The sequence below is a fragment of the Pseudomonas sp. NPDC087614 genome (assembly GCF_044743485.1).
Classification (GTDB): domain Bacteria; phylum Pseudomonadota; class Gammaproteobacteria; order Pseudomonadales; family Pseudomonadaceae; genus Aquipseudomonas; species Aquipseudomonas baetica_A.
In genome coordinates, this window is record NZ_JBIUWN010000037.1 from 1 (window position 1) to 26,614 (window position 26,614).

Annotated in this window: 25 protein-coding genes; 1 reads left to right on the top strand and 24 read right to left on the bottom strand. The window is 61.7% G+C overall.

What is annotated here, in order from left to right; translation table 11 throughout:
* Positions 1-231: 231 nt before the first annotated feature.
* Genes ACIOWA_RS15350 through ACIOWA_RS15445 form a run of 20 tightly spaced genes read right to left on the bottom strand, consistent with a single transcriptional unit; the run spans position 232 to position 17,995 of the window.
* Positions 232-1,035, bottom strand: a complete 804-nt coding sequence (locus ACIOWA_RS15350; RefSeq protein WP_038360091.1) for a hypothetical protein — start codon at positions 1,033-1,035, stop codon at positions 232-234.
* A gap of 25 nt (positions 1,036-1,060) precedes the next feature.
* Positions 1,061-2,287 (bottom strand): beta-ketoacyl-ACP synthase, encoded by a 1,227-nt coding sequence (locus ACIOWA_RS15355; protein WP_401160548.1) that lies wholly within the window; start codon positions 2,285-2,287, stop codon positions 1,061-1,063.
* On the bottom strand, positions 2,287-3,015 hold the full coding sequence (fabG, locus tag ACIOWA_RS15360; protein ID WP_221731292.1) for a 3-oxoacyl-ACP reductase FabG: 729 nt from the start codon (positions 3,013-3,015) through the stop codon (positions 2,287-2,289). The genes ACIOWA_RS15355 and fabG overlap by 1 nt, the downstream gene beginning before the upstream one ends.
* On the bottom strand, positions 3,008-3,472 hold the full coding sequence (locus ACIOWA_RS15365; protein WP_339432227.1) for a hotdog family protein: 465 nt from the start codon (positions 3,470-3,472) through the stop codon (positions 3,008-3,010). Before ACIOWA_RS15365 ends, fabG begins: the two co-directional genes overlap by 8 nt.
* The gene (locus ACIOWA_RS15370; protein WP_339538307.1) at positions 3,469-4,665 is read right to left on the bottom strand and encodes a beta-ketoacyl-[acyl-carrier-protein] synthase family protein; all 1,197 of its coding nucleotides are present in this window, start codon (positions 4,663-4,665) and stop codon (positions 3,469-3,471) included. The genes ACIOWA_RS15365 and ACIOWA_RS15370 overlap by 4 nt, the downstream gene beginning before the upstream one ends.
* On the bottom strand, positions 4,662-5,252 hold the full coding sequence (locus tag ACIOWA_RS15375) for a hypothetical protein (RefSeq protein WP_339432229.1): 591 nt from the start codon (positions 5,250-5,252) through the stop codon (positions 4,662-4,664). The genes ACIOWA_RS15370 and ACIOWA_RS15375 overlap by 4 nt, the downstream gene beginning before the upstream one ends.
* The gene (locus tag ACIOWA_RS15380; RefSeq protein ID WP_401160551.1) at positions 5,252-5,977 is read right to left on the bottom strand and encodes a class I SAM-dependent methyltransferase; all 726 of its coding nucleotides are present in this window, start codon (positions 5,975-5,977) and stop codon (positions 5,252-5,254) included. Before ACIOWA_RS15380 ends, ACIOWA_RS15375 begins: the two co-directional genes overlap by 1 nt.
* Positions 5,974-7,221: an NAD(P)/FAD-dependent oxidoreductase gene (locus ACIOWA_RS15385; protein WP_401160553.1), complete on the bottom strand. Its 1,248-nt coding sequence runs from the start codon at positions 7,219-7,221 to the stop codon at positions 5,974-5,976. Before ACIOWA_RS15385 ends, ACIOWA_RS15380 begins: the two co-directional genes overlap by 4 nt.
* Complete coding sequence (locus tag ACIOWA_RS15390) at positions 7,208-9,571, bottom strand: MMPL family transporter (RefSeq protein ID WP_401160555.1); 2,364 nt, start codon at positions 9,569-9,571, stop codon at positions 7,208-7,210. Before ACIOWA_RS15390 ends, ACIOWA_RS15385 begins: the two co-directional genes overlap by 14 nt.
* On the bottom strand, positions 9,555-10,157 hold the full coding sequence (locus tag ACIOWA_RS15395) for an outer membrane lipoprotein carrier protein LolA (RefSeq protein WP_221731285.1): 603 nt from the start codon (positions 10,155-10,157) through the stop codon (positions 9,555-9,557). The genes ACIOWA_RS15390 and ACIOWA_RS15395 overlap by 17 nt, the downstream gene beginning before the upstream one ends.
* A complete protein-coding gene (locus ACIOWA_RS15400) occupies positions 10,154-10,579 on the bottom strand; it encodes an acyl-CoA thioesterase (RefSeq protein WP_339432234.1) in 426 nt (141 codons plus the stop codon). Before ACIOWA_RS15400 ends, ACIOWA_RS15395 begins: the two co-directional genes overlap by 4 nt.
* Positions 10,572-12,116, bottom strand: a complete 1,545-nt coding sequence (locus ACIOWA_RS15405; protein WP_339432235.1) for an aromatic amino acid ammonia-lyase — start codon at positions 12,114-12,116, stop codon at positions 10,572-10,574. Before ACIOWA_RS15405 ends, ACIOWA_RS15400 begins: the two co-directional genes overlap by 8 nt.
* Positions 12,097-13,044 (bottom strand): glycosyl transferase, encoded by a 948-nt coding sequence (locus ACIOWA_RS15410; protein ID WP_401160557.1) that lies wholly within the window; start codon positions 13,042-13,044, stop codon positions 12,097-12,099. Before ACIOWA_RS15410 ends, ACIOWA_RS15405 begins: the two co-directional genes overlap by 20 nt.
* Positions 13,041-13,775, bottom strand: coding sequence for a glycosyltransferase family 2 protein (locus tag ACIOWA_RS15415; protein WP_339432237.1), 735 nt, complete (start codon positions 13,773-13,775; stop codon positions 13,041-13,043). The genes ACIOWA_RS15410 and ACIOWA_RS15415 overlap by 4 nt, the downstream gene beginning before the upstream one ends.
* Positions 13,768-15,447, bottom strand: coding sequence for an AMP-binding protein (locus ACIOWA_RS15420; RefSeq protein ID WP_401160559.1), 1,680 nt, complete (start codon positions 15,445-15,447; stop codon positions 13,768-13,770). Before ACIOWA_RS15420 ends, ACIOWA_RS15415 begins: the two co-directional genes overlap by 8 nt.
* Entirely contained in the window at positions 15,444-15,989 is a 546-nt protein-coding gene (locus tag ACIOWA_RS15425; RefSeq protein ID WP_339432239.1) for a hypothetical protein, read from the bottom strand. Before ACIOWA_RS15425 ends, ACIOWA_RS15420 begins: the two co-directional genes overlap by 4 nt.
* Complete coding sequence (locus tag ACIOWA_RS15430) at positions 15,986-16,240, bottom strand: acyl carrier protein (RefSeq protein WP_064388843.1); 255 nt, start codon at positions 16,238-16,240, stop codon at positions 15,986-15,988. Before ACIOWA_RS15430 ends, ACIOWA_RS15425 begins: the two co-directional genes overlap by 4 nt.
* Before the next feature lie 9 nt (positions 16,241-16,249).
* A complete protein-coding gene (locus ACIOWA_RS15435) occupies positions 16,250-16,510 on the bottom strand; it encodes a phosphopantetheine-binding protein (protein WP_339432240.1) in 261 nt (86 codons plus the stop codon).
* A complete protein-coding gene (locus ACIOWA_RS15440; RefSeq protein WP_401160562.1) occupies positions 16,485-17,300 on the bottom strand; it encodes a lysophospholipid acyltransferase family protein in 816 nt (271 codons plus the stop codon). The genes ACIOWA_RS15435 and ACIOWA_RS15440 overlap by 26 nt, the downstream gene beginning before the upstream one ends.
* Positions 17,276-17,995, bottom strand: coding sequence for a beta-ketoacyl synthase chain length factor (locus ACIOWA_RS15445; protein WP_401160564.1), 720 nt, complete (start codon positions 17,993-17,995; stop codon positions 17,276-17,278). Before ACIOWA_RS15445 ends, ACIOWA_RS15440 begins: the two co-directional genes overlap by 25 nt.
* 384 nt (positions 17,996-18,379) lie before the next feature.
* Between ACIOWA_RS15445 and ACIOWA_RS15450 the strand changes: the two genes are divergently transcribed.
* The gene (locus ACIOWA_RS15450) at positions 18,380-19,150 is read left to right on the top strand and encodes a ParA family protein (protein ID WP_339432243.1); all 771 of its coding nucleotides are present in this window, start codon (positions 18,380-18,382) and stop codon (positions 19,148-19,150) included.
* Positions 19,151-19,281: 131 nt separating this feature from the next.
* On the opposite strand, the gene trxC is transcribed toward ACIOWA_RS15450, so the two are convergent.
* The 4 genes from trxC to ACIOWA_RS15470 all read right to left on the bottom strand — a co-directional run bounded on the left by trxC (position 19,282) and on the right by ACIOWA_RS15470 (position 26,439).
* Positions 19,282-19,716 carry a thioredoxin TrxC gene (gene trxC / locus ACIOWA_RS15455; RefSeq protein ID WP_339465377.1) on the bottom strand — a complete coding sequence of 145 codons (435 nt, stop codon included), beginning with the start codon at positions 19,714-19,716 and terminating at the stop codon, positions 19,282-19,284.
* 80 nt (positions 19,717-19,796) lie between these two features.
* Positions 19,797-21,260, bottom strand: coding sequence for a protein adenylyltransferase SelO (gene selO / locus ACIOWA_RS15460; RefSeq protein WP_339465376.1), 1,464 nt, complete (start codon positions 21,258-21,260; stop codon positions 19,797-19,799).
* A gap of 48 nt (positions 21,261-21,308) precedes the next feature.
* Complete coding sequence (mscK, locus tag ACIOWA_RS15465; protein ID WP_339432246.1) at positions 21,309-24,662, bottom strand: mechanosensitive channel MscK; 3,354 nt, start codon at positions 24,660-24,662, stop codon at positions 21,309-21,311.
* 34 nt (positions 24,663-24,696) lie between these two features.
* Positions 24,697-26,439 (bottom strand): potassium/proton antiporter, encoded by a 1,743-nt coding sequence (locus ACIOWA_RS15470; RefSeq protein WP_339432247.1) that lies wholly within the window; start codon positions 26,437-26,439, stop codon positions 24,697-24,699.
* Positions 26,440-26,614 lie beyond the last annotated feature (175 nt).

Genomic DNA, 26,614 nt, shown 5'->3' on the forward strand with positions numbered 1-26,614 from the left:
TCCAGCTTGGCGACGTAGAGGTCGATCACACGAACGAGGTGATCCTCGGGGATCAGTTCCTCCAGCGAGGCCGGGAACACGCTGGTCTGGCTGCGGGACTCTCCTTGGATGTAGGCCATAACGAAAAATGCTCCGTATCTTTCGATACGGAGCATTTTCTTTGAGTGCCGCACAGATTGCTAGGTTTTCACACAGTCTGAATTGGCGCCCTTTGTCGTTTCTGCAATCCCATCAATCCACGTGCGCCAAATCTCCGCGCAACGCCACGCTCGACACCACCAGCCCGGCACGGCACTGGAATTTTTCGGTGTCTTTGTACAGGTCGCGCTGGTCGACGCTGGCGATGTTGATCACGGCGTTGGCGTCAGCTTTTTTCGCGGCGTTCTGCAGGGTCGCCAGCGCCGATTGCAGGGCCCAGAAGCAGGCGTCTTCGTCGGACTTGTTCGAGCCGTTGGTCTTGCGGCTGCTGCTCACGGTGTCGAGTTTGCGCACTTGCTTGGGCAGCGTTTCGCCAGCCAGGTAGAACTTCACGCTGCCGTCGAGCAGGCCGGCGTCGGTGGCGCGTTTGACGCCTTCACGGAAGCTCAGGTAAGTCGGCTCGTCAGCGCCTTGTTTGATGATGCCGAGGTTGTTGACGGCTTCGATGTCCGGGTTGATCGACAGCTCTTTGAGCACGTTGTCGCGCAGGCGGTTGACCCAGCGGTTGTAGTTGCCGTGGATCTTGCCGTCCTTGGCATCGAGGCCGTAGCTGCTGCGGTAGTCGATTTCGAACGAAGTCGGGGTGAACGGAATGTCGACTTCGGCGTGATGACGACCGCGTACGGTGATCGCCGCTTTGATCATGCCCGGACGCACCGATTGCACGACCCACTGGCGGTCGTTCAGCGCAGTGACGATGGCGCGGCTCATCTGTTGCTGGGTGAAACCGAGGTTGGGCGAGAACTCTTCCTTGGCGTTGTAAACCGGTTTGCTGGTGCAACCGCCGAGCACAAAAGCCAGTGCCAACAGAGCGGCGATGCGGTGAAACTGAGTCATTCCCTTCACTCCAAACGTGTTGCGGTCAGTGCCAGCGGCGGAAAATCAACGAGGTGTTGACGCCACCAAAAGCGAAATTGTTGTTCATCACGTAGTCGTGATGCATCGGGCGGAATTCGCCGCGCAGGTAATCGAGTTTGCCGCAGTGCGGATCGACCTCGTCGAGGTTGAACGTGTGCACGTACAGATCGCGATTCATCATCTCGATGCTGAACCACGACTCCAGGGCCCCGCAGGCCCCGAGCGTGTGGCCGAGGAAACTCTTCTGCGAGCTGATCGGCATGCGTTCACCGAACAAACTGCTGGTCGCCAGTGTTTCGGCAATGTCGCCCTGTTCTGTAGCGGTGCCGTGGCCATTTACATAACCGATGGCCTGCGGCGTCAGGCCGGCGTCTTCCAGCGCCAATTCCATGGCACGGCGCATGGTGGTTTGTTCCGGGCGTGTGGTGTGCTGGCCGTCGGCGTTGCTGCCGAAACCGACGATTTCGGCATGGATATGCGCGCCGCGAGCGAGGGCGTGTTCCAGCTCTTCGAGCACCAGCATGCCGCCGCCTTCGCCGATCACCAGACCGTCGCGGCCCTTGTCGTAGGGGCGAGGGCTGGTTTGTGGCGCATCGTTTTTCAGGCTGGTGGCGTAGAGCGCGTCGAAGACCATGGCTTCGGTCGGGCAGAGTTCTTCGGCACCGCCGGCGAGCATCAACGGCAAGCGGCCGAACTTGATCGCCTCGTAGGCATAACCGATGCCCTGACTGCCGCTGGTGCAGGCGCTGGATGTCGGGATCAGGCGCCCGGTGAGGCCGAAGAAGATGCTGATATTGGCGGCGGTGGTGTGCGGCATCATGCGCACGTAGGAGTTGGCGTTGAGGCCCTCGGCCACCGAGTTGAGGAGCATGTTGCCGAACGCCTTGATCTCGTCGGTGCTGCCGGTGGACGACCCGCAGGCCACGCCCATACGCCCGTCCTTGATCGATGCGTCACCGAGCAGGCCGGCGTCGGCCAGGGCTTGTTCCGCCGCGCCGACGGCGAGTCGCGACACCCGGCCCATGCTGCGCAGTTGTTTGCGCGTCCAATGTGCAGGGACGACAAAATCATCGATAGGCCCGGCCAGACGCGTGTTGAGTTCGCTGAAGCGATCCCACTCGTCCATCCGCCGAATACCGCTGCGGTTGGCCGCGAAGTTGCCCGAGATGGTTTCCCAGTCGCTGCCCAGCGAGGTGATGCCGGCCATGCCGGTGACGACAACGCGCTTCATCAGCACAAGCCTCCGTTGACCGCCAGGACCTGGCGGGTGATGTACGAGGCTTCCGCCGACATCAGGAAATTCACCGCACCGGCCACCTCTTCAGGGGTGCCCATGCGTTGCGCGGGGATCATTTTCATCAGTTCTTCCACCGGCACGTTTTCGTCGAGCATCGCCGTGTCGATCAGGCCCGGCGCGACGCAGTTAACGGTGATTTTGCGCTTGCCCAGTTCAATCGCCAACGCTTTCGCCGCACCGATCACGCCAGCCTTGGAGGCGCTGTAGTTGACCTGGCCACGGTTGCCGATCAATCCCGACACCGAAGTGATGCAAACAATGCGACCAGCGGCTCGGCGGCGGATCATCGGCATCATCACCGGGTGCAGGACGTTATAGAAACCGTCGAGGTTGGTGCGCAGTACCACGTCCCAATCGTCGTCGCTCAGCGCGGGGAAAGCGCCGTCGCGAGTCAGGCCGGCGTTGAGCACGACGCCGTAATACGCGCCATGGGTTTCGACGTCGGCTTCAAGAATGCTTTTGCAGGCTTCGCGATCGGCTACATCGAATTGCAGGATGCGCGCGTGGCGGCCCAGCGCTTCGATTTCAGCCTGTACCGCTTGCGCCTCGGCAACGCCGCTGCGGCAATGCAGGACGATGTCGTGCCCGGCTTGCGCCAGGCGCAACGCAATGGCGCGGCCGATGCCACGGCTGGAGCCGGTGACCAGTACGGATTCAGTCATCGTTCGACGCCTTTTTCTGTTCAAGATAATCAGCCGCCGCAGGTGGGCGGAATACATTCAGCCGGGCGCTGGCGTGGATGCCGTCAGCGTTGATATGGCATTCGAACACGCCCATGCCGTTGTCGTCTTCCAGCGAGCGGATGCCGTGAACGGTCAACTCGCTGCCAGCGGCGAACGCGGCGACGTTGCACTCGAACTTGCGCGTGCCGAGCAGGAAGCCCAGTTCCACCGGATTGCCTTTCAATCGTGCATGGCAACCGGCGAAGGCAGCGACGCTTTGCGCCATCAGTTCGATGCCCACCCACGCGGGCAGGCTACCGTCGGGCAGGCTGAACAGGCTGTCAGGTTTGACCGTGAGCCGGGTGTAAATCTGCTCTTCATCGAAGCTGATGATTTGGTCGATCAGGATCATGTCGCCGGCGTGCGGCAGTAATTCGGCGAGCGGCCAGTCGGTCATGGGGCGTCTCCGATAATCAGGCTGACGTTGTTGCCCCCGAAGGCAAACGAGTTGCTCATCAGGTAGCGCGGTGCAATGGACGTCAGGCGTGCGTTCGCAGTCACCCATTTGAGCGGCGGCAGCGCGGGATCGGCCTGGCCATCCCAGACGTGCGGTGGTAGTGCGTGCTGGTGATTGTCGGCGCTCAGGCTCAGCCAGCAGAAAGCAGCTTCCAGCGCACCGGCCGCACCAAGGGTGTGACCGGTCATCGGTTTGGTCGATGAGCACGCCACGCCGTCGGGAAACAGCGTGGCGACGGCCAGGCTTTCCATGGCGTCGTTGTGTTGGGTCGCGGTGCCGTGCAGGTTCAGATAGTTGATCTGCGCGGCTTGCAGGTGGGCGCGACTCAAGGCTTTGTGCATCGCTTGCAGTGCACCGCGGCCGCTCGGTTCCGGGGCGGAAATGTGATGCGCGTCAGAGCTGGCACCCGCCCCGAGCAAGGCGATGGCCGGGCCGTCGCCCCGTTGCTTGCTCATGACGAACAGCACCGCTGCTTCACCGATGTTGATGCCGTTGCGGTTGGCCGAGAACGGATTGCAGCGCTCGTCGGACATGGCTTCCAGCGACGAGAAACCGTTGAGGGTCAGTTTGCACAGGCTGTCGACACCGCCGCACAGCACCGCGTCGCACAGGCCCAGATCAAGCAGGCGCTGTGCGCTCATCAAGGCGCGGGCGCTGGAGGTGCAGGCGGTCGAAATCACATAAGCCGGGCCGCTCAATTGCAGCCAGTCGGCGAGGAAGTTGGCCGGGGCGCCGAGTTCCTGTTGCCGATAGTCATACTCGACCGGGAACTGCTGCTCGCGAATGAAGTGCGCCAGGCCACGACTGGCCTCGTCGATGCCCGAGGTGCTGGTGCCGAGCACCACGCCGATGCGCTCGCGGCCAAAGGTCTGGATCGCCTGATCGATGTCTTCGCGGATCTGCAGCGCGGCTTCCAGCAACAGTTGATTGTTGCGGCTGCTCTGGTCATGAAGCGCTGCGGGAATCGGCGCCAGTTCACCGTGTACCGCCGCTACCGGCAACACACGCTCGGGCACCCAGCCGGATTCACTGCACATGCCCGAGCAATCGCCGGCAAACAGCTTGCGGGCCACTTCTTGCTTGTCGCGACCCAGGGCGCAGATCACGCCGAGGGCATTCAGGTAGGCAGTCATGGCGTCGGTTCACCGAGTGGAGACACGCGATAGTGCGGGCCTTGAGGCAGGTTCACATCGAAGCTCAACGGTTGTGAATAACGAATGTTCCAGCGCGGCGCCAGGGAACGTTGCCCGTCGTGCTGCAGCGCGGCGGGGTAATTGCGTAGCAGTTCGCCGGACGGGGTCAGGGCAAACAACAGCGCGGCGAACAGCTCCCGGGCCTGCGGGTTGGGCGGCAGCAGACCATCGGGCTGCCAATGACCGTCGATCAATTGCTGGCGCGCCTGAGGAATGCCCAGCGGGTCCATCATCGACCAGCGAATGCCGGGGCCCTCGCGCTGGATCACCAAGAGCCAGTCCTGACGCTGATCGCCCTGGAGTTGCTCGATGTGCAATTGCAGCGGCAGTGGCAAAGCAGGGTTGCCCGCCGGCAGTGGCGCCTGGCTGGCGCAACCACTCAACAGGGCCGTTACCAACAATACCAGCCACACCATAACCCCTGTGGGAGCGGGCTTGCTCGCGAAGGCGTCGGCACATCCGGCATCAATGCAAGCTGATCCACCGCTTTCGCGAGCAAGCCCGCTCCCACAGGTCAGGTGTTGCATCAGTAAGCCCCTGCTAATGGTTTTCGGGCGACAACGTTCACCAACGTTTCCTCCCGCTGGCCAAACGGCTTGGGCTTGCGCAATCCAAACCGTTCCAGCAAGCCAAAATCTTTCGAGCGGCTCCACCACAAATACGGGTACGAAACATTGCGCTCGCCAAACTCGAAACCTTGTTCACGAATCATCTGCAGATACTGCGCTGCACTCTTCTGCACATGCATCGGATGGCGGAACAGCCAACGAATCACCCACGTATCAATGTAGGCCTCGGTTGACTCGGCGAACAGCAGATAGCCACCCGGTTTGAGCACGCGATAGAACTCGGCCAGGGCTTTTTCCTGTTCGACCAGGTGATGGAACGTCTGGTGACAGAACAGCAGATCAACGCTGGCATCCGGCACGTTGAGGGTTGCGCAATCACTGCCGATCAACTCGACGTCCAAACCCTGCCGCGCCGCTTCTTCACCGCTCAATTGAAGGCTGTGCGGATCGGCATCGATACCGATCAAACGTTGCGGGGCGAAGGTCTGGCTCAGGTGGCGGAACGACTTGCCCTGGCCGCAGCCAGCGTCCAGCAGCACCGGGTTCGCGGGCAGCGTTTCGCTGAACAGGCTGCGTAGATCGTTGATCGCTACACGTAACACATGGTGCTGCCAGGTGTGGCTGCGCAGGAACCAGAAACCGAAGCGGGTTTCTTCGACATAGTTGTCGCTCAGGTAACTCATGGGGCGTCCTTTGCACAAAGTTCGGAAATCATCTTCAACCGGCGGCGCGCTTCGCTGACGAACGGGTTGCGCTCATCCCAGGCGTAGCCGGCGAGGATCGAGCAGATCATCCGGCGAATCTCCGCCTGACTGTCTTCATAGAAAATCACGTCCTGAAAGGTGCCGGCGTACCAGCCCTCGACGTAGCAGCGGAAGGTGTCGACGCCGCGTTTGAGCGGCTCGGCGAACTCGCGCTGCCAATCGACGGTTTCGCCTTGCAACTGACGGTGCAGCACGGCGGCGGCCATGCTCGCCGAACGCATGGCGATGGTCACGCCGGAAGAGAACACCGGGTCGAGAAACTCAGCGGCATTACCGAGCAACGCGAAGCCCGGCCCGTGCAGGGTTTTGACGTTGGCCGCATAACCACCGAGGGTTCGCGCCGGGGTGTCCCACACCGCGTTGTTCAGCACACGGGCGAGGCTGGGCGTTTCGGCGATGAAACCGCGCAGGCAGGCATCGAGATCTGCATCGCGACCGGCGAAATGTTCTGCGGCGGCGACCACGCCCACCGAGCAGCGGCCGTGGCTGAACGGGATCGTCCAGAACCAGATATCGCGATGTTGCGGGTGGGTGGTGACGAGAATTTTTTCGCGGTCGAAGGCCGGGTGGTCGATGTGGTCTTCGACGTGGGTGAACACCGCTTGGCGCACCGGGAAATTCGACGGCGCTTCGAGATCGAGCAAACGTGACAGCACGCGCCCGTAACCACTGGCGTCGAGCACGAAATCCGCCTCGAGGCGGTACTCACTGCCGTCTTCGCGGCGCACATCGAGCTGCGGTTTCGCCCGGTCGAAATCGACGCCGACGATGGCATCGCCATAGCGGATTTCAGCACCTTGCAGCGCCGCTTGGTCGGCCAGCAGTTTGTCGAAATCGGCGCGTTGCACCTGGAACGTCGTCGGTTGGCCGTCGGTGAAGGTGTCGCTGAAATCGAACGCGCTGTAGCGCTCGCCCCAGGCAAACGCCGCGCCGGTCTTGCGCTGGAAGCCAGCGGCGTTGACGGCGTCGAGCATGCCAGCCTCTTCGACGAAATCCAGGCAATGACTGAGCAGGCTTTCACCGATGGAAAAGCGTGGGAAGTGCTGGCGCTCGATCACCAGCACATCGTGGCCCTTGCGCTTGAGCAGCGCGGCGGCGATGGCGCCGGAGGGGCCAGCGCCGATAATGACGACCTGGCGACGCTGCGTTTCAATGATGGGCATGTGAACTCTCGGGCGCGATGGCGGTGGTATTCAGGGGCGTGTGGACATGACGCCCGGCCCAAGGGGCAAGAATGAAGCTGAAGGCCAGTCCGAGGCTCACTGACAGACCGAAGTTGCTCACCGCCGGTGTACTCGACACCGCCAGCAGACCGAACGACAGCCACGTCGTCACGGCGGCCAGCAACGTGCCGAGCAGGCTGACCGCCGCGCCGCCAACCTGCTCACGCATGAGGATCGCGTAATCGACGCTGATGGCCGTGACCAGCAACAAGCCGAACAGACTGAACAGGGTCAGCGGCTGGCCGAGCCAGCCAAGGCTGGCCAGGCTGCACAGCGCCGCGAGCAATGGCAGGGCCACGATGCGCAATGCGCCGCCTAAACCGAACGGCACGATCAGCACCAGCACGATCAACACGCAGGAGGCGAGTTTCAGTTCGGCGGCGCTGACCTGGGTCGCGGCGAAAACATCATTGAGCTTGCCGAGACGATCCACCAGAACAACGCCCGGCAGGTCCTGCGTCTGCACCCGCAACAGCGCCGGGTTGTTCAGGCCTTGCAGGCTGGTCATTGCCGCAACGCCGTGCTCGGTTGGGCCCAGCCACAGCGTGCGATAGGGTTCGCCAAGCGGGCCGGCCAGCGCGGCGTCGATGTCCTTGGCGGGTAGATTTTGTAGCTGTTGCAGCTCGTTTTGCAGCGCGGCGAGGGGCACGCCGAGGTCGAGCAGTGGTTGCCAGTGCTGCGACAGTTTGCTCAACGCATCACGCACTGTCTGCTGATGACCTGGCGGGCTGACCAGTTGATCGAGCGCCAGATACCCTTGCAGCTTGTCGAGGTTGACCAGTTGTTGCAGGCGCCCGCTCAGTGCGGCCTGACGTTCGAGCAATTGCTGCTGATTGGCGGCGCGAATCAGGAAGAACTGGCTGGTCGGTTGATAGCCGGTGATGCGTGCAATGGTCTGCGCTTCATCGGTCAGGCGTTGTGGCGTGCCGACCCATTGGCGGATGTCGTTTTTGCTTTGCAGTTGCACCAGGCCGCCGATGCAGAAGGCGATCAGCAGTGCCAACAGCACCGGTGTGCAGATGTGTTCAAGCAGTCGTTCTCGCAGATTTACCAGACGCTCGGCCAGATGCAGTGGCCATTGTGCCGGGCGCAGTTCGACATTGCGCAACAGCGCCGGCAGCAGGCACACCGCCGAGAGGTAGGCACCGAGTAACCCGGCGGCGGAGAACACGGCAATTTGCGTCAGCGCCGGGAAGGGCGTCCACGCCAGTGCCAGATAACCGATGACGCTGGTGATCAGGCTCAATGTCAGCCCGGGCAGGGTCAGACGCAAGGCCGGCCAACTGCGCCAGGGCTTGAAACTCCAGCTCTTGGACAGGTAGTGCAGCGGGTAATCCACCGCAACGCCAATCAGGCTGGAGCCCAATACCAGGGTCATCACATGCATGTGGCCGAACAGCGCCACACTCGTCACCGCACCAAACAACATGCCGACCAGCACCGGCATAAATGCCAGCAACACCTGCCATCGGCGGAAGGCGAGCAATAGCAGCAACAGAATACCGAGGGTGGCACCGCCGCCGACCCAGGTCATCTCGCGAGTGGCTTGCTGTTGACCATTGGCCGCGTACAGCAGACCGCTGGCGGCCAGCAGTTGCACACCTGATTCAGCCGCTTGCTCGCGGCTGTTTTGCAGCAGGGCGGCGACTTGCAGCGGCAGGTTCATGTCGAAGGCGTTGCCGGTGGTGCGCGCGCGCAGCATGACCCAGTTCTTGCCGTCGGCATCAGCGACCAATGCACCGCTGCCGATGTCCAGTTGCACTGCGCCGTGCTTGGGCTGGCTGTTCTGGATGCGCCCGGTCAGGCCCAGCCAGTCATCCTGACTGGGGACCAGACTGAAGCCGGTAAAGGGGTCGTACAGCGCCTGCACCCGTTGCTGGATGAAGGCGTCGGGATGTTCACTCAGCAATTGCCGATCATCCGCCGAGAGCATCGCCAGCCGACCGTCCAGCAGTTGTTTGCGCAGGGCCGGCAGGTCTGCTTGCAGGTTCCACTGCACGGTTTCAAACAGTCCGCTGGCTTGCCACTGCTCGCCCAGGGTCTGGGCCATGGCCAATGCCTTCTGACGATCAGTGTGGCCGACCAGCACCAGCATTTCGCGGTTGAGCGGTTCCTGCATGCGTTGTTCGGCGCGCAATTGGAGGGCGTCCGGGTTTGTGCCCGGCACCAGTTCCATCAGGTTGGCCGACAACGGCGCACCGTCGCGCCACTGCCAACCGGCCAGTGCAATCACCGCCAGCAGCAGGATCAGAAACAGCCACGGCAGCTTGCGTTCACTCGGCAAAGTCATGTTGCTCCGCGTCGCTCAGCGGTTGGTCGGCGGTGCTGTCCTGCATGCGCAGTACGGTGCTGTCGCCCTGGGTTTCCAGCAGTTCGATGGTTTGCACCAGTGCGCCGCCGTTGATGTTGATCTGGTTGAACACTTGCTTGAGCAATAACGAGCGCGGGGTCAGGGTCAGTGTCCACTTCTGCGCATCGCCGCTCAGGGCCAGTTCGAAATCCCGTTGCAGACCGCTGCTATCACCTTGCAATACAGCGAGGAACAAACGGTTCTGTTCGGCCCCGGCGCTTTTGTTCGGCAGCCATTGCCAGCCACTGGCGTCACGCCGGGCAATGCCTTTGGCGCTGATGCGGTAGTCCTGCTGCAGCGGGGTCTTCAGTCGCCAGAGCAGGCCAAGGTTTTTGGCGAGGACGAAACGGCCCTTGCTGACCAGCGGCTGAGGCAGGGCGCGCAGGTGTTTTTCCTGAATGAACTGGCCGTGGATTACGTCCGGTTTGGCCAGTTGTTCGCTGAGCTGTTGCAGGTCGAAGGCGTTGGCCAACGTCGACACGGCCAGCAGCGCCAGCGCGCCGAGACTTCTAAGAAACAGGTTCATCGCAGCATCCTTTCCACGGCATCGGTGAAGACTTTCGGCGAGGCCAGTTGCATCTCGCGACTGCAGACCTCGACCGCGACCTGCACCGAGCTGGCGCGGGTCAGGCGTTCGCCGGTTTGCAGGTCGGTGATCAGGTAGTTGATCTTCAGACGGTTTTCCCACTCGACCAGACTGGCGCGCACGTTCAGCTTCTGGCCGAACACCGCGCCACGCACATAGCGCAGTTGCAGGTCGATGATCGGCCAGGCGTAACCGGACTCGACCATGTGTGTGTAGTTGTGGCCGATCTTGTCCAGCAGCGCGCAACGCGCCACTTCGAGGTATTTGACGTAATGGCCGTGCCAGACCACGTGCAGGGTATCGACGTCAAAGAACGGTACGAGGATTTCCGTATCGGCGTGAAGCACTCCGGCACTACGCATGCAACCTCCAGTGTTGCGCGGCGATGCGTTGCAGGCACAGGCGCAGTTCGCCTTCCAGTGCACGGTCTTCGATGACCGGCGGGAAGTCATGGGCAAGTTCCTCGTGCATCGCGGCCAGTGCGGGTGGCAGTGGCCGAGCGTCTGCGGCCTGACCTCGCAGCCACACGCCTTGGTTCGCGGCCAGCAGCGTGGCGGCGGCAACCTGTTCGGTCAGTTCCAGCACGCGGATCGCGTCGCGGGCAGCGATGGTGCCCATGCTCACCTTGTCCTGGTTGTGGCACTCGGTGGAGCGCGAGAAGACGCTGGCCGGCATGGTGTTTTTCAACGCTTCGGCGGTCCAGGCGCTGGTGCCGATCTGCACAGCCTTGAAGCCATGGTTGAGCATCGCCCGATCAGCCGGAGCGCCGGACAGGTTGCTCGGCAAACCGTGGTTGTAACGCTCGTCCACCAGCAACGCCAGTTGACGGTCGAGCAGGTCGGCCACGTTGGCCACGAGGTTTTTCAGGCTGTCCATGGCGAACGCAATGTGCCCGCCGTAGAAGTGCCCACCGTGCAAGACACGTTCGGCTTCGGCGTCGATGATCGGGTTGTCGTTGGCGCTGTTGAGTTCGGTCTCGATGAACGAACGCAGCCAGTTCAGGCTGTCGGCCAGTACGCCGAGCACGTGCGGGGCGCAGCGCAGCGAATAGCGATCCTGCAAGCGATGCAGCGGCGCAGTCGGCGCGTCGATGGCCAGATCCTTGCGCAGCCACGCGGCGACCTGCATTTGCCCCGGATGCGGCTTGGCGGCGAACAGACGCTCGTCGAAGTGTTCCGGATTGCCTTGCAGCGCCACCACGTTGAGCGCGGTGATGCGCGTGGCCAGTTGCAGCAGATAGTCGGCGCGGGCGTAGGCCAGGCAGGCGAGGCCTGTCATCACAGCGGTGCCGTTCATCAATGCCAGCGCTTCTTTGGGGCGCAACACCAGCGGCGTCCAGCCGAGTTCGCGATGCACATCGGCAGCCTGACGGCGCTCGCCACGAAACATCACTTCGCGCTCGCCGGACAGCGTTGCCGCGACGTAGGACAGCGGCGTCAGGTCGCCGCTGGCGCCGACGGAACCCTCTTCGGGGATCAGCGGCAGGATGTCGTATTCGAGGAAGGCGTGCAGACGCTCCAGCAGTTCAATCCGCACCCCGGAAACACCGTGGCACAGCGACTGCAAACGCGCCGCCAGCACTGCGCGGGTGGCCTGGGCGTCGAGCAGTTTGCCGAGGCCGCAACCGTGGAAGGTGTAGAGATGACGCGGCAACGCTTCGACGTGATGCAGCGGCACCGCGACCACGCAGGAATCGCCGTAACCGGTGGTTACGCCGTAGATCACGCCTTCCTTGTCCAGCAGCGAATCGAGGAACCGTGCGCCTTTGGCGATGCGTTCACGGTAAACCGCGTCGCTCTGCAACTGCACGGGCGCCTGACGGTTGGCCAGGGCCAGCACGTCTTCGATGCGCAAAGGGCGTTCGCCGAAGGTTACCGGCTCATGGGTTGGCGTCGTCATCGGTCTTCCAGAAAGGGTAAAAGTTGAACCATTGTTGCGGCGCTTCGAGGCAATAGTGACTCAGGCGCTGCGCATAGCGGGTCGCCCACTGATGAATGACCTGCTCGCGCTCGCTGCGCTTCCACACTACGGCGTCGGCGAACGGTTCGAGGGTCAGGCGGTAGTGGCCGTCGGGTTGTTTGAGGCACATCAGCAGGTTGACCGGGCATTTGAGCAGACCGGCCAGCAGCCATGGCCCTTGCGGGAACGGCGCCGGGTGGCCAAGGAAATCGACGGTCACGCTGCGCCCACCGTGCAAAGGCACGCGGTCGCCGGCAATCGCCAGCCACTCACCGCGCTCCAGGCGTTCGTGCAGTTGCAGCATGATCACCGGGTCGAGTTCGCTGACCTGAATCAGGCGCAGATTGGTCGCCCCGGCCTCGCCGAGCAAACGGTTGAACTGCTCGGCGTGCTTGGTGTGTACCAGCACATTCATGGTGACTTTTTCGCCGATCTCCGCCAGTGCGCGGCACACTTCGAGATTGCCCAGGTGCGCGCCGACCAGCAGTTGCCCGCGACTGCCGCGCAACTGATTGCGCAGCAGCGCCGGGTCGATGATTTCGATCTGCTCGATTTTGAGTTTGCCGTTCCACACGTCGAGCTTGTCGAGCATCGAATCGGCGAAGGCCATGAACTGGCCGAACACCCGCCAATGGTTCGGCTGCAAGTCTTCGCGCTGGCTCCAGTCGGCCAGGCGTTGCTGGTATTGCCAGGAACTGCGCCGCGCGACTCGCCCAAACAGGAAAAAGTACAGGACGATGCCGTACAGCAATGGGCTCAGCAGCCGACGTCCAAGGACTTTGGCGGCGAGCGCGGTGAATTTCATCAACAGGAAACTGCCGCGTTCCTCGCGGTCGGCCCAGTGTTTTTTGTCGGTCTCGGTATTCATGCGCGCCACCGCCGCCAGAGGATCAGTGGAAAGCGCAGCAACATGCCGAAGAACAACCGGGTGTGCATGCTGGAAATCAGTGCGTTGTCGTGGAACAGACGGAAGTGCGAGACGCCATCCAACGGGTAATGCACGCTGGTTTGCAGCCAGCGCATCGGCTGATTGCGCCACGACAGGCGTACCAGAATGTCCGAGTCGAAATCCATGCGTTTGCCGACTTTCGCCGAGTTGATCAACGCCAGCGTCGAGGCCAGCGGGTACACCCGAAAACCGCACATCGAATCGCGGATCTGCAGCGACAGCGTGTTGATCCACACCATCACGTGGGTCAGGTAGCGGGCATACAAACGGCCCTTGGGCACGCTCTCATCGAACAGCGGATAACCGCAGATCATCGCGTGTGGATGCGCTCGGGATTCTTCGACGAAACGAGCGACGTCGTGCAAGTCATGCTGACCGTCGGCATCGACCTGCAGTGCATGGCTGAAACCCAGTCTTGCGGCTTCGCGCAGGCCGGTCATCACCGCGCCGCCCTTGCCCTGATTGGCGGTCAGGCGCACCAGAAAAACGTTGTCGCGTTCGGCCAGCCCCTCAAGTACGCGCGCGCAGGATTGCGTGCTGGCGTCGTCCACCAGAATGCACGGCAGGCCTTGGGCGAGCAGGGCGTCGACCACGGTGGTGATCGCGGTTTCGTGGTTGTAGACCGGGATCACAGCGCAAGGGTTATGCATGAGCGGTCTCCAGCAAGATCCGGCCGCTGGAACAGGTGGCGGTGTCGTTGCGATAGGCGAAATACAGCTTGTTGCGTTCGGGATCGAAGCGCAGGTGCAGTTGAATTTCATCGCCAGGGCGCACCAGTTGCTGAAACTTCAACACTTCCATGCCGGCAAACGTACCGGGCAGGTTCAGCCGTTGGCGGCCGAGGTTCAGCGCCCATTCCACTTGCACCACGCCCGGCAACACCGGGGCTTTGGGGAAGTGGCCGCTGAAATAGGCCAGGTCCGGTGGAACACTGAGTTGCAGGCTCCATTCACCGTCGGTTTCGAGTTGATCCAGCACATCGGGGGCTTTCGGCCGGGGCGCCAGCAGTAGCGCTTCGACATCGGCCTGCGGCAGCTTGCCTTGGCTGTTCAGCGGTAATTGACGCAGCAGACGCCAGCGACGCGGCAGCGCGAGGGCTTCGCAATGCTCGCTGAGGTGCTTGCGCAGGGCTTCGGTGAGGCTGCGGCGGCCATGTTCACGCAGGGCAAACAGGCCCGACTCGCTGAGCACCAGCAAGGCGCCCAACGACGCACGGTTTTCCTGCACCACACCCAGACGCGCTTCCGCGACCCAATCATGGGCGATCAGGGCGTGCTCGAGCATTGGCAGCGAGATGCGTTTTTCTTCCAGTTTGACGATCCGGTCCAGTCGCCCGAGCAGTTCGAAACGACCATCGGCGCCGATGCGCGCAGCGTCGGCGGTGTGTTCGACATGCCCGGCGGGCAGATAGGGTGAGGCAATCAGCAGTGCGCCGTCGTTGTCCTGAGTCAGTTCGACGTCGGCGAAGGGTTGCCACAGCGTTGCGCCCTGACGCCAGGCGATGCCACCGGTTTCGGAGCTGCCGAGGATTTCCGTCGGCCACTGTTGCAGGCGTTGATGCAGGCTCTGTGCAGCTTCTGCCGGCAGCGCGCCACCGGAGGAAAATACCCGGCGCACTGCGCTCAGGGCCGGCCAGTCGAGGTTGTCACCCATGCGCTTGAGCAGCGCCGGGCTGGCGACCCAGGCAAAGGTCGAGTGCTCGCGGCTGGCGCGTTGCAAATCTTCGGAGAAGGCCAGTTGCTTGCGCACGAACGTTCGACCGGCGCACAGCGGCCAGAGCACACGGAACAGCAAACCGTAGATGTGCTGAGTCGCGACACTGCCGATGATGCAGGCTTCACCGAGATCTGCCCCCCAGAGCTGCTCCAGCGCCTGGACTTCATTGGCCAGTTGGCGCAGGGATTTGTCGATGCGCTTGGGCTCGCCGCTGGAACCGGAAGTACACAGGCTCAAGCGGCACTCATCCAGATCCAGTTCCGCGCCGGGCAATGGCGGCTGATCGAAGTCCCCTAAATGGCTGTCACCGCTTTGATCGGTCAGCCACAGGTCGACTTCATCTGACCAGCGCTGACGGGTCTGCGCTTGCAGATCCGAGGGCAGCAACACTTGGACACCTGCGCGCCAGGCGCCTAACAGGGCGATGGCCAGATCGGCGGCGTCTTCCAGATGCACGGCCAAGCGCCGCACACCCTGAGCCTGCAGGCCGGCGGCAACGCGTAGCGCTTGCTCGCACAGTTGCGCGTGATCGAGTGCAGGTGCGTGGCTGATCGCCCGCGTCGGCAGCGCCTTGAGCAATAACTGCTCAAGTTTTATCCAGTTCATGTACGGCCTCTTACCCGTTGTCGTATCAGCCATTCAATGGCAAACATCAGGCCGATCAATCCGTAGGAAATCAGGCCGGTGTACAACATCCACCAATTCAGCGGCGCCCACAGGGTGAGGAGGGCGGCGCACAAACCGTTGCAGAAGAAAAAGATGCTCCACGCTACGGTGACCTTGCGGGTGTAGCGAATCGCGTTGGCGGGCAACTGCGGTTCACGCAGCCGCGCCAGCCGTTCGACCATCGGTGGGCCGAATTTCAGGCTCAGGCTGAACAGCACCAGCATGAAACCGCTGATCAGCACGGGGTACCAGCGCAGCAGCATTGGGCTGTCGAACACCGCCAGCAGCAGGCAGAACACGATGGCCACGCTGGCCATCCACAGGCTGCCTGGCTTGCGCTCGCCGGTCAGTGCCCGCGCCAGCCACAGGCTGCCCAGCAGCAGTCCGAACTGCCACGGGGCGAAGTGCTCCATGCCGAAATACACCGCAAAGGGGTACAGCAGGCCGGCCAGTAACAGGCCGAGGCCGATCAATCGGCTCATGCGGCCGGTTGAACCAGACGGTAGACCGCCTCGACCACGTCACCCACGGTACGCACCGATTTGAACTCTTCAGCGGCGATTTTCTTGCCGGTCTGGCGTTTGATGTGATCGATCAGATCGACCGCATCGATGCTGTCGATTTCCAGATCCTGATACAGGTTGGAGTCCAGGCTCACACGGGCCGGGTCCAGTTCGAACAGCTCGACCAGGGCATCGCGCAGGGTGTTGAAAATGTCATCACGAGTTTGCATGGTCCGGTCTCAAGCTGCCTGTTTTGCCGTGACGAATGCCGCAAGGCTCGCCACGTTGGAGAAATGGTTACGGGTGTCTTTGGCATCAGCATCGATCTTGATGCCGTATTTTTTCTGGATCGCCAGACCCAGTTCCAGTGCGTCGACGGAGTCCAGGCCCAGGCCTTCGCCGAACAGTGTCTGATCGTCGTCAATGTCTTCAACGCTGATGTCTTCGAGGCCGAGGGCGTCGATGATCAGCTCTTTAATGTCCCGATGCAGATCGCTCATCTTGGGCGAGCTCCTTAATAAAGTAAGAGTGCAAATAATCGTTGAGCTTGCGCGAGGCCTGCGGTGCAGGCCCTTGCGCTGCGAATGTCTGTGGGTCTATATCGGCGCCGACACGAAAACTGAAGTGCACACGGCGACTGGGGATCCGATACCAGGGTTCGGCTTTGGTCAAAGTGGTCGGGCTGACGGTGATGATCACCGGCGTTAGGATCTTCGCACCCCGCAGGGCAATGGCTGCGGCGCCCCGATGAAAGGCGGGTGCCTGTCCCGGTTGAGTGCGCGTGCCTTCGGGGAAAATGATCAGGGTCTGGCCGTTTTGCAGAGACTCGGCGGCGGCATCGAGCATGTCCATGCTGCCGTCGTTGCTGATGTATTCGGTGCTGCGCAGCGGACCCCGGGTGAAGGGGTTTTCCCACAGGCTTTTCTTCACCACGCAATTGGCTTGACGCACGAGGCCGATGAGAAATACCACGTCGATCAGCGACGGGTGGTTGGCGATGATCATTTGCCCGGGTCGGCCCAAACGTTCGGTGCCTTGAATGTCGTAGGTCAGCACGCCGGAGCGGGCCATGAACCGTACGAAAAACCAGAACAGCCGACTGACGGTCTGCCTCGCACGCTGGCGGTGGGCCAAGGCATCGCCGGGCAGGCAGGCGAGCAGCGGAAACACCAGTACGCGAAGGCACAGTCCACCGAGCCCGAACAGCGCGAAACTGGCGGCGGTGGCGAGCAGGCGCCAGTAATAGGCGTCACGTTTTTTCTCGGTCATGGGTTGCGTTGCCAGGTCCATACACGATTTTTCCAGGCATGTTGGCAATGGGGTTGTTGGCCGAGCAGGGTGCGCAACAGACTCAGTGCGTGGGGCCATTGTGCTTTGGACAGTGCTTGCGAGGTGCTGTTCAGGCTCAGCCGCCAGTCGGTACCGGGGGTCAGCAACAGACCGAGTGCGTACGGAAACGGCACATCGTCGATCCACTGCCAATAGGCTTCGGGCGGCTGTTCTTCGGTGATCACCAGCAACACCGCCGGGGCGCCTTCGTTCAGCAGAGCGGCGGCTTCAAGCATGCCGTGTTCGAGGCCGTCGCCCGCAGCGGCGAGGGCCGTCATTTCGCTGGTTTCGCCGCGCATGATCGACCACAGGCCGATGATCGCGTTGTGCACCGACAGGCTGAACTGGGTCGGTGACAGCGGTTCGTCTTTGGCAAGATCACTGAGAATTTCGTAGGTGCGCGGGGTTTCGCCGTGGCGGGAGACGAACACCAGTGGCAGGTGTTCCCGTCCGTCGGCCAGCGGCCAGCCAACACTGAAGGCCATTCGGGCGAGGCGACTGAGTCGGCGCCGCTGCATGGCCGGCAAGAACGATACATCGGGCGCGGCATCACTGCTCTGGAGCTCGACCGGTTGTCGGCTCCAGGCCTGCCAGGCGTCCACGCTGTCGAGCCCCGGGGCCCATGCGCGCCATTGGGCGATGTTGAAGTTGATCACGGACGCTCATCCCGCCCCTGCGGGCTTCTGTTGACGCATTTTGAGTCGCCAAAGCCGCGGCGCAGATGAACCGACTGCGCTGGAGGTGGCGTGGCGCTTGGCGCCGGGTGGCGCGCATTATCCCGGTGCAAGGAGTGTGTAGCAAATGTTGGTTACATTTTGTGCAATGAAATGTACCGAGTGGTTCGCGACAAAACTGTCACTTGGCCATTATTCACATTGAATGCAGTCTGTCTGTCGGACATGTTGGTGTTTGATGGCGGTTTTTACGCTGCCTGTCGCCGGATATTGATGTATGACCTTGTAGTCCGTGTCGGTGAAGGTAGCGAAGCACGGTCGCCCGCATCTACACTCGGTCATTCTTTGATACACGGAGGTTTTGTCATGCGGCGCGTGGTGTTCAATCAGAAAGGTGGTGTAGGCAAATCCAGCATTGCCTGCAATCTGGCGGCGGTCAGCGCCAGCGAGGGTTATCGCACGCTGTTGGTGGATCTCGATGCCCAGGCCAACTCCACTCAGTATCTGACGGGGCTCACTGGCAACGACATCCCGATGGGTATTGCCGATTTCTTCAAGCAGACCCTGTCCTCGGGGCCCTTCTCGAAAAAGAATCAGGCGGATATCTACGAAACGCCGTTCGACAACCTGCACATCATCACCGCGACCGCCGAACTCGCGGACTTGCAGCCCAAGCTCGAAGCCAAACACAAGATCAACAAACTGCGTAAGTTGCTCGATGAGCTGTCGGAAGATTACGACCGGATCTACCTCGATACGCCGCCGGCGCTGAATTTTTATGCGGTATCGGCGCTGATTGCCGCAGATCGCGTACTGATTCCCTTCGATTGCGACAGCTTCTCGCGTCAGGCCCTGTACGGCTTGCTCGCCGAAATCCAGGAGTTGAAGGAAGACCACAACGAAGGGCTGGAAGTCGAGGGCATCGTGGTCAATCAGTTCCAGGCCCGGGCGAGTCTGCCGCAGCAGATGCTTGATGAACTGATCGCAGAAGGATTGCCGGTGCTGCCGGTGTATCTGAGCAGTTCGGTGCGCATGCGCGAGTCGCATCAGGCCAGCACACCGCTGATCCACCTCGATCCGCGACACAAGCTGACCCAGCAATTTGTTGAACTGCACAACCTGCTCGAAGACGCCTGAGGTTCTGAGACACACTTAGTCCCTGGTGCGGGCGAGCTTGCTCGCGAAAGGGCCGTCACATTCAATACTTTAGTTGACGGATCCGACGCCTTCGCGAGCAAACCCGCTCCCACATGGGGTGTTGGGGTGTGTCAGATCCCTTGGCTGCGCAGCCAGCTCATCAACTGCGGCAGCGCAAACGCGCCACTCTGACGCGCCACTTCCCGGCCGTTCCTGAACAGAATCAGACTCGGAATCGAGCGAATCCCCAACTGCGCCGACAACTGCTGATTCGCCTCGCTATCAAGCTTGGCCAGCCGGCACTTGCCCGCCAACTGCGCCGCCGCCTGCTCGAACACCGGCGCAAACGACTTGCACGGCCCGCACCAGTCGGCCCACACATCCACCAACAACGGCAGATCGCCCTTGATCTGGCTGGCGTAGTCGCCTTGCTTGAGTTCGAACGGTTTGCTCAACAGCACCGCGGATTTGCAGCGGCCGCACTTCGGCTGGTCGGCGAGGCGCTCGGCGGGGATGCGGTTAAGGCCGTTGCAGGAGGGGCAGGGGATCAGGAGTGGGTTGGTCATGTTCGGCTCGGAGAAGGTTTACGATGCGTACGCCTTATCTGGAGACGCACGAATCGCTTATCAAGATGGAGTCCAGCCCTTTAAGAAGAACAACTGATCTCCAAATGCTTGCCCCACTCCGGCGGCCGCTCTGCATAACTCTCCATCCCCGGCTGCTCCTCGAACGGCTTGCTCAGCACCGCATGCAAACGGCGCACCTCTGAGTAATCCCCTTGCTCAGCCGCATCGATGGCTTTCTGCGCCAGATAATTGCGCAGGATGTACAGCGGATTCACCGCGTGCATCCGCGCCCGGCGCTGTTCCTGATCACGCGTGCCTTCGCGGGCAACCCGCGCCACGTAACGCTCGCCCCAGGCATCGAAACCCTTGATATCGACGAAGTCGTCACGCAAGCGGGCGAGGGCCTGTTCCGGTGAGGTTTCACCCAAATGGCGGAAGAACAGCGTGTAATCGACGCCGCTGTTCTGCATCAGTTGCAGCAGGTTTTCCAGCAGCAATTGATCGTCATCTTCAGCGGTGGTGAAACCGAGTCGACGGCGCATCAGGTCCAGGTAATGCGCTTGAAACAGCGGCAGGTACAGGCCCAGGGTTTCGCGCAGGGCTTCGACGCTGATGAACGGCGTCAGCGCCTGAGCCAGTGCGCTGAGGTTCCACTGGCCGACGGGCACTTGATTGCTGAACGAGTAGCGGCCCTGATCGTCGGAGTGGTTGCAGATGAAGTTGGCGTCGAAATCATCAAGGAAGGCGAACGGGCCGAAGTCGAAGGTGATGCCAAGGATCGACATGTTGTCGGTGTTCATCACGCCGTGGCAGAAGCCGTAGGCCTGCCATTGGGCGATCAGTTCGGCGTTGCGCTCGACGATTTCGCGGAACATCGCCAGATACGGTTCCGGTTGTTCCAGGCATTCGGGGAAATGCATCGCCAGTACGTGCTCGCCGAGTTGCTTCTGCTGCTCGGGGCGCTTGGTGTAGTAGAAATATTCGAAGTGGCCAAAGCGGATGTGGCTCGGCGCCAGACGCAGCACCATCGCCGCGCGCTCCTGCTTTTCGCGCCAGACCGGCGTGTCGGAACCGATCACGCAGGCTGCCCGCGACGAAGGAATGTTCAATGCGTACAGCGCTTCGGAAGCGAGGAACTCACGGATCGACGAACGCAGTACCGCACGGCCATCGCCCATGCGCGAAAACGGCGTCTGCCCGGCGCCCTTGAGGTGCAGGTCCCAGTGTTCGCCCGCCGCGTTGCAGACCTCGCCCAACAGCAAACCGCGCCCATCGCCCAGTTGCGGCGTATAGCCGCCGAACTGATGCCCGGAATAGATCATCGCCCGAGGTTCAGCGTCGGCCCACAGTTTGTGGCCGCCAAACAATTGGGCGAATTCCTCGGTTTCAGCCGTTGCCGGGTCGAGGTCCAGCAATGCCATGGCCGCGGCACTGGCGACGACCAGACGCGGATTGTCGATCGGCTCAGGCAGCACGTGGGCTGAGAACGCATCGCCCAGGCGGGCGAAGCGATTGTCGAAGGTCAGTTCGTCGAGGGCTTTCAAGGGCCGGCTCCAGCAGAATGTCCGAGCATTCTGCTGGGATTAGACCGGTTAGTCGAGTTTGGCCGGCGGCGGCTCTTGCAGTGGTTTTTCCCCGCCGACACCCGGCAAGGCGGTTTTGGTTTCCGGCTCGGCCGGTACCAGCTTGTATTCCTGGCCCTGGAGATTCTTCAGGTAAATCTCCATCTGGCGGAACGAGATGTTGATGTGATGCGTCTTGAACTCGCGGTTGATGAAGCGGTTGACCTCATCGATCACCGGGTTGCGGTCACCGAGATCGCGCACATGCATGCGCAGTTCATGGTCGAGGGTGCTTTCACCGAAGTTGAGGAAGTACACGTGCGGCTCGGGTTCTTTGAGCACGCGCGGGTTTTCCCGGGCGGCCTTGAGGAGCAGTTCCTTGACCAGGTCCAGGTCCGAACCGTAATCCACCCCCAGCTTGAGTGTGACCCGGGTAATGGTGTCGGTCAGCGACCAGTTGATCAGTTGCCCGGTGATGAACGTCTTGTTCGGGACAATGATGTCCTTGCGGTCGAAGTCGGTGATGGTCGTGGCGCGGATGCGGATTTTGCTCACCGTGCCCGACAGGTTGCCGATGGTGATGGTGTCGCCGATCCGGACCGGTCGTTCGAACAGGATCATGATGCCGGAGATGAAGTTGGCGAAGATCTCCTGCATGCCGAAACCGAGGCCGACCGACAGCGCCGCCACCAGCCACTGCAACTTGTCCCAGCTCACGCCGAGGGTCGACAGGGTCGAGACGAAGCCGACACCCGCGATCACATACGACAGCAGCGTCGTCGTCGCGTAGGCGCTGCCCTGGGCCAGATTGAGTTTCGACAGCACGAACACTTCAAGCAGGCCCGGCAGGTTGCGCGCCAGCGCGAAAGTGATGCCGATGATGATCAGTGCGCCGAGCATGTCGCCGATGCTGATCGGCACCATGCTCATGTTCGAGCCGGTGCCGCTGGTGTATTCGTAGAGGGTGATGTTGTCCAGGTACGAGAACACCGAGATCAGGTCCGACCAGACCCAGTACAGCGCGGCGATGAAACCGCCCAGCAGCGCCAGACGGATCAGGCGCAGCGACTGTTCGTTGACCTTTTCGATGTCCAGGGTCGGCTCTTCGATCACCGCTTCGCCTTCGCCGGCTTCTTTTGCGGCCTGGCGTTTGGCCAAGGCGCGCTGGTAAGCCAGACGCCTTGCTGCAACCGCCAGGCCACGGACGAAGGTGGCTTCGATCACCAGCCAGAACATCAGCAGATAGAGGGTGTTGATCAAGCGATCGCTGAGTTTCAGGGCGGTGTAGTAGTAGCCGAAGCACACGGCGGTGAACAGGGCGATCGGCAGCAGGGTGAACATCACGCCGAGGGCTTTGCGAAACAGCGAGGTGTTTTCGTGGGCCGGGCTGCTGATCAGCAGACGACTGAGCAGCCATGCCATCAGGGCGTAGCAAATCAACACCACCGGCATGCCGAGTACGTCGTCGGCCAATGCTGCCGGTTGCAATTCGGCCACGGCGACCACCGCCACCAGCGCCAGGACCACCAGCCCCAGTCGCCGTACCCAGCCTTGAAGGAATTCGACCTGCGGTTTTTCCCAGCGAAAGTGCAGCTCCGCCACGCCGCCCGGCGCAAGAATCCGGTAAGCGGTGTAGAACACCAGCCACGCCTGCCCCATTTGTATCAACGCCGCGCCCATGTTGGTGTTCTGTCCGCGTGCATCGATCTGCAAGGCCAGACCGCACAGTGCCAGACCGAGCGCCACCGGCATCGCCAGCAGAATATTGATCAGAATCGCCTGCGGGGTATGCCATTGGCTGTCGCGTTTGAAGTGACCGATGTCCTGGTGAACCTTGTTCAGGCGCGCATACAGGTTTTTGCGGCGCAACAGCAGCGCGCCGATCAGCAGCGCCAGCGGCAGGAACAGCAACGGTCGCTGGGTCAGGCCGTCGGCCAGTTCGCTCAGGCTGGAAGCCCACGGCAGGGTGTCGACCTGACGCTTGAGGCGCTCCGGCACGCCGCGCATCCATTCCAGATCCAGCGGTTTGTTGCTCGGGATCCAGAACATCTGCTCGTCGAGGGTCGCGCGCAGGCTTTGCGCGGTGCTCAGCAGTTGCTTCTGATTGAGTTGCAGGGTGATCGATTCGTTGAGCACCGCGCTCAGTTCACGGTTCAGGCGCTCCAGCAAGTCGGCGCGGGTGTTGGCCAGATCCAGCAGGCTTTTGCGCAGTTGCGGGGTGACTTGTTCCGGCGGCTGGGTGGACAGCAGATTATCGACGTAGGTCGACGGATTGCTCAGCAGCTCACGCTGTTGGCTGACTTCGAACTGATACAGGCGAATGTCGGCAATCTGGTCCGCCAGATCGCGGTCGACCTTCAAACGCGGCAGCGCCTGTTTCTGCTTGTAGAGAATCTTCGACAGCAACAGGCTGCCCTTGAGCACGTTGATCTGCTCGTCCAGAGCCGAATCGCTTTGGGTAAGGGTGTCGAGTTGCTGTTTGGTTTGCAGATTCTGCTGGGTGACTTCGTTGAGGCGGTCGGTGCTTTTGAGCAAGTAGTCCGAGAGCTTCAGGTTGGCCGTGCTTTCGCTGGCGAGCAGGCTGCTGCCACCGGCCTTCTGCGCTTCGATCGACTGCTGGGTGACGGTTTCCTGAGACTGCGCCAGACGTTTCTGGTTGATCAGGGTTTGCAGTTCCTGAATCTCGTGGTCGAGGCGGTCGGATTTCTCCGAGAGCAGGTCGTGCCGGGAATTGCCCAGATCCTGCAACTGGCTGTTGCCGGCCAGTTCCTGACGGCGCAGCGGGATAAGCGCGTTCAGCGCCGCCAACTCAGCGTTCAATTGGTCGCGTTGCTCGCCGCTGATGGTTTTACCGCTGTCCTTGCCGGACTTGAGGATGTTGTTGATCTGCTGAATGCGCGTCTGGCTGGCGGAGATTTCCGCCTGGGCGCGCTCGGGACGAGTCTGCGCAGTGATGATCAGGCTGTTGGCGTCGGCCAGGGCTTTTTGCAGATCGCTCTGCTGGGTGGAGCGATCGGTGAGGATCTGTTCCAGTTGCTGAATCGACTCCTTGGGGAAACGCTGCGCCACCGGCACCACGCTACTGGCCTTGAGGCGCGTCAGTTCACGGGCGTTTTCGATGGTCTGTTTTGGCGCGGTCGCGAGTTGTTGCTTGAGGTCGATCAGTTTCTGTTCGTAATCACTTTTGTTGTTGAGCTGGTTGAGCGTGTTCTGCAGAACGGTTTGCAGGGTCTTTTTATCGGCATCCGGCAGTTTGCTGTCGGCGAGTTTATCCAGGCTGGCCTGCACGGCGTCGCTGGACGGCGGTTCGGCGGCGTAAAGCGGGCCGACAGTAAGACTCAGGCCCAGCAGGGCCGCGATAAACAAGGAGCGCAGGGTAGGCATAGAGACCGGTCAAGCAAGTGATAGTGGGCGCAGTTTAGAGGAAGAGTCCGGGGCCCGGGCGACTTCCTTCGGGGAATCTGACGCCCACTTTGCCAATCTTGTTCCCGTCCATGACCGCGACGGTCCAGTGAGTGTTGTTCCACTCCACCTGGTCGCCCACGATGGGCGCGCCGCCGACCTTGTGGGCAATGAAGGCACCCAGGGTCATGTCGGGATCGATGCCCTCGGCCGGCAAGCCGTAGAGGGCTGCAACCGCTTTAAGCTGGGCGTCTCCTTCGAGCACGAAGTCGCCGAAGAAACGCAGGTCGAGGCCGCGTTGCGGTGCCTGACTGAAGAGTTTTCCGAGGGCCGGCAAGTTGTGTTCATGGCCGATAACACAGAGCAAATCATCGACCTCCAGCACCGTACTACCCGACGGATGGAGCAGTTGCTGACCACGGAAAAGGGCGGCAATACGCGTGCCTTCGGGCATTTTCAGTTCACGCAGGGGCGAACCGATGCACCATTTCTCCGCACCGAGCTTATAAACGAACAGCTCCCACTCACTGGTGATATGCACTTCCAGCGCGGACCGAGAGATCGGCGCGGGCTCGGGCGGCACCGTGACCTTGAGCCATTTGGCGACCCACGGCAGGCTCGTGCCCTGCACCAGCAGCGACACCAGCACGATGAAAAACGCGAGGTTGAAGTACAACTGCGCATGGGGCAGCCCGGCCATCAGCGGGAACACCGCCAGAATGATCGGCACCGCACCGCGCAGACCAACCCAGGAAATGAACGCTTTTTCGCGGCCATGGAACGCCTTGAACGGCAGCAGACCCACGATCACTGACAGCGGCCGCGCGAACAGAATCATCCACAGCGCCAGGCCCAGCGCGGGCAGGGCAATCGGCAGCAAATCGTGCGGCGTCACCAGCAAACCCAGCACCAGGAACATACCGATCTGTGCCAGCCACGCCATGCCGTCGAGCATGTGCAGGATGCCGTGGCGACTGCGCACCGGACGGTTACCGAGCACCAGGCCGCACAGGTAAACCGCGAGGAAGCCACTGCCGTGCAGCGCGTTGGTCAGGGCGAACACCGCCAGACCACCGGCGATCACCAGAATCGGATACAAGCCGGCGGCGAGGTTGATCCGGTTGACCAGTTGCAGCATCAGCCAGCCACCGCCCAGACCGATCACGCCACCGATGCCGAATTCGCGGATCAGGTGGGTCAGCAGGCTCCAGTGCAAGCCCGTCTGGCCGCTGGCGAGCATGTCGATCAGGGTCACGGTGAGAAACACCGCCATCGGGTCGTTGCTGCCGGATTCGATTTCCAGGCTGGCCGACACCCGTTCGTTCAGGCCTTTGCCGCCGAGCAGCGAGAACACGGCGGCGGCGTCGGTTGAGCCGACGATGGCGCCGATCAGCAAGCCCTGGATCAGGTTCAGATCGAACAGCCATGCAGCCGCCATGCCGGTCAGCCCGGTGGTGATCAGCACCCCGACCGTGGCCAGTGACAGCGCCGGCCATAACGCCACGCGGAAACTTGAAACCCGCGTGCGCAAGCCACCGTCGAGCAGGATCACGGCCAGTGCGAGGTTGCCGACCAGATAGGCCGTCGGGTAGTTATCGAAAATGATCCCGGCGCCATCCACCCCGGCGGTCATGCCGACCGCGAGAATAATGACCAGAATCGGGATGCCGAGACGGGATGAAAGTGAGCTGACGAGAATGCTCGCACCTACCAGCAACGCGCCGATCAAGAACAGGCTGTTGATGGTCGTCGCATTCAAAGGCAGTACTCCAGAAGCGTGAAGACGGGCACAAACTGACCATGCAGTCTGCGTGCCAGCGATTCTAACCTGTTGAAATGTGATGCTGTCAAAAAGGTTTTTACACCGAGGATGCCAGATCGTTCCCACGCTCCGCGTGGGGATGCCTCAATGGCCGCTCTGCGTGCGCGTTGGG

Bases quoted from the DNA above. Each gene is read 5' to 3' on its own strand.
- ACIOWA_RS15350 (WP_038360091.1), bottom strand. From the start codon at position 1,035: ATGACTCAGTTTCACCGCATCGCCGCTCTGTTGGCACTGGCTTTTGTG.
- ACIOWA_RS15355 (WP_401160548.1), bottom strand. From the start codon at position 2,287: ATGAAGCGCGTTGTCGTCACCGGCATGGCCGGCATCACCTCGCTGGGC.
- fabG (WP_221731292.1), bottom strand. From the start codon at position 3,015: ATGACTGAATCCGTACTGGTCACCGGCTCCAGCCGTGGCATCGGCCGC.
- ACIOWA_RS15365 (WP_339432227.1), bottom strand. From the start codon at position 3,472: ATGACCGACTGGCCGCTCGCCGAATTACTGCCGCACGCCGGCGACATG.
- ACIOWA_RS15370 (WP_339538307.1), bottom strand. From the start codon at position 4,665: ATGACTGCCTACCTGAATGCCCTCGGCGTGATCTGCGCCCTGGGTCGC.
- ACIOWA_RS15375 (WP_339432229.1), bottom strand. From the start codon at position 5,252: ATGCAACACCTGACCTGTGGGAGCGGGCTTGCTCGCGAAAGCGGTGGA.
- ACIOWA_RS15380 (WP_401160551.1), bottom strand. From the start codon at position 5,977: ATGAGTTACCTGAGCGACAACTATGTCGAAGAAACCCGCTTCGGTTTC.
- ACIOWA_RS15385 (WP_401160553.1), bottom strand. From the start codon at position 7,221: ATGCCCATCATTGAAACGCAGCGTCGCCAGGTCGTCATTATCGGCGCT.
- ACIOWA_RS15390 (WP_401160555.1), bottom strand. From the start codon at position 9,571: ATGACTTTGCCGAGTGAACGCAAGCTGCCGTGGCTGTTTCTGATCCTG.
- ACIOWA_RS15395 (WP_221731285.1), bottom strand. From the start codon at position 10,157: ATGAACCTGTTTCTTAGAAGTCTCGGCGCGCTGGCGCTGCTGGCCGTG.
- ACIOWA_RS15400 (WP_339432234.1), bottom strand. From the start codon at position 10,579: ATGCGTAGTGCCGGAGTGCTTCACGCCGATACGGAAATCCTCGTACCG.
- ACIOWA_RS15405 (WP_339432235.1), bottom strand. From the start codon at position 12,116: ATGACGACGCCAACCCATGAGCCGGTAACCTTCGGCGAACGCCCTTTG.
- ACIOWA_RS15410 (WP_401160557.1), bottom strand. From the start codon at position 13,044: ATGAATACCGAGACCGACAAAAAACACTGGGCCGACCGCGAGGAACGC.
- ACIOWA_RS15415 (WP_339432237.1), bottom strand. From the start codon at position 13,775: ATGCATAACCCTTGCGCTGTGATCCCGGTCTACAACCACGAAACCGCG.
- ACIOWA_RS15420 (WP_401160559.1), bottom strand. From the start codon at position 15,447: ATGAACTGGATAAAACTTGAGCAGTTATTGCTCAAGGCGCTGCCGACG.
- ACIOWA_RS15425 (WP_339432239.1), bottom strand. From the start codon at position 15,989: ATGAGCCGATTGATCGGCCTCGGCCTGTTACTGGCCGGCCTGCTGTAC.
- ACIOWA_RS15430 (WP_064388843.1), bottom strand. From the start codon at position 16,240: ATGCAAACTCGTGATGACATTTTCAACACCCTGCGCGATGCCCTGGTC.
- ACIOWA_RS15435 (WP_339432240.1), bottom strand. From the start codon at position 16,510: ATGAGCGATCTGCATCGGGACATTAAAGAGCTGATCATCGACGCCCTC.
- ACIOWA_RS15440 (WP_401160562.1), bottom strand. From the start codon at position 17,300: ATGGACCTGGCAACGCAACCCATGACCGAGAAAAAACGTGACGCCTAT.
- ACIOWA_RS15450 (WP_339432243.1), top strand. From the start codon at position 18,380: ATGCGGCGCGTGGTGTTCAATCAGAAAGGTGGTGTAGGCAAATCCAGC.
- trxC (WP_339465377.1), bottom strand. From the start codon at position 19,716: ATGACCAACCCACTCCTGATCCCCTGCCCCTCCTGCAACGGCCTTAAC.
- mscK (WP_339432246.1), bottom strand. From the start codon at position 24,662: ATGCCTACCCTGCGCTCCTTGTTTATCGCGGCCCTGCTGGGCCTGAGT.